The organism is Photorhabdus sp. P32 (assembly GCF_038085095.1).
Taxonomy (GTDB): Bacteria; Pseudomonadota; Gammaproteobacteria; order Enterobacterales; family Enterobacteriaceae; genus Photorhabdus; species Photorhabdus luminescens.
The window spans coordinates 1-906 of the sequence record NZ_JAZGJN010000079.1 but is presented as its reverse complement, the minus strand read 5'-3'; the positions used below and the strand labels follow the sequence as shown (position 1 = coordinate 906).

Here is a 906-nt window from a genome sequence, read left to right as displayed (position 1 = left end):
TGCGAAACAGCGTCAGGGCCAGCGATTCAATGAGTTGCCAGTTCACTGCCGGCTGAGACGGGTGGTTGATTTTGTTGATTTCTTCGCGTATTGCCGTGAACGCCGGCAGATGCATCGGGTTGCCGCCGGCACGGATAATCAGGTTTTCAGGGTGTTCACGCATGGCCGTTCATCCTTTAGCCTGCCTCCGCCGGCGCGGAGGACAGGGTGGGTTGCTATTTTGCAATGAATAAAATTTGCCATTAATACAGCGTGTCAGGCAGTCTGAACTGACTGAACAGGCCGCCGGCAAACGGGTTGTCAGATTCGTCCACGTAGATACGGTAGGTCATGTCGCCCCCGTCCACCGTGAACCGCACGTCAAACGAATCCTGACGCACGTTGGTCAGTTTGCCGCTGTTAATCAGACGCAGCTGGGCCCATGGGCCGGTGAAGCGGATGACGCGCGGGGATTTGCCGCTGGCGTCCGGTATCAGCGTGAGCTGGCTTTCCACCCCGGCCCGCATCGAGTTGGGCCAGATGAGGTGCGCAATGCTGCTGCGGCCGTGGGCATAATCGAGCAGCTGGCCGTCAAGATTGAGCAGGCTGCGGCGTTTATTGCCGGTCAGGCTGAGGGGCTCAATGGCAAACTGGGTCCCCAGACCGTTTTGCGGCGTGAAGAAGGTGTCGCGGATACGGTCGGCCAGTTTCAGTTGCGCCAGCACATCCGGGCGGATAAGTTGTTTGCCGTCGGCGCTGTGGGTCAGGTTGTTTTCCACAAACGGTTTCAGGTTCTGCTGATAGAAGGCATCCAGCGTGCCGCCGGGGCGGAAGAACCGCTCGAACTCACTGAGCGGCACATCCTGGGTGGCTTCCGGGGTGTCGGGGTGGGGCGCGGCCAGGGAGGTCTGGTAGTGTCTGCGCACG

Annotated in this window: 1 protein-coding gene and 1 pseudogene; both read right to left on the bottom strand. The window is 59.9% G+C overall.

Annotated features, from left to right (window positions below):
* Positions 1–163, bottom strand: a pseudogene (locus tag V2H77_RS23505) (VasL domain-containing protein); the annotation flags it as partial.
* A 79-nt stretch (positions 164–242) separates the two neighbouring features.
* Positions 243–906: type VI secretion IcmF C-terminal domain-containing protein (locus tag V2H77_RS00320; protein WP_341497214.1), on the bottom strand; the 664-nt coding region annotated here is incomplete at its 5' end.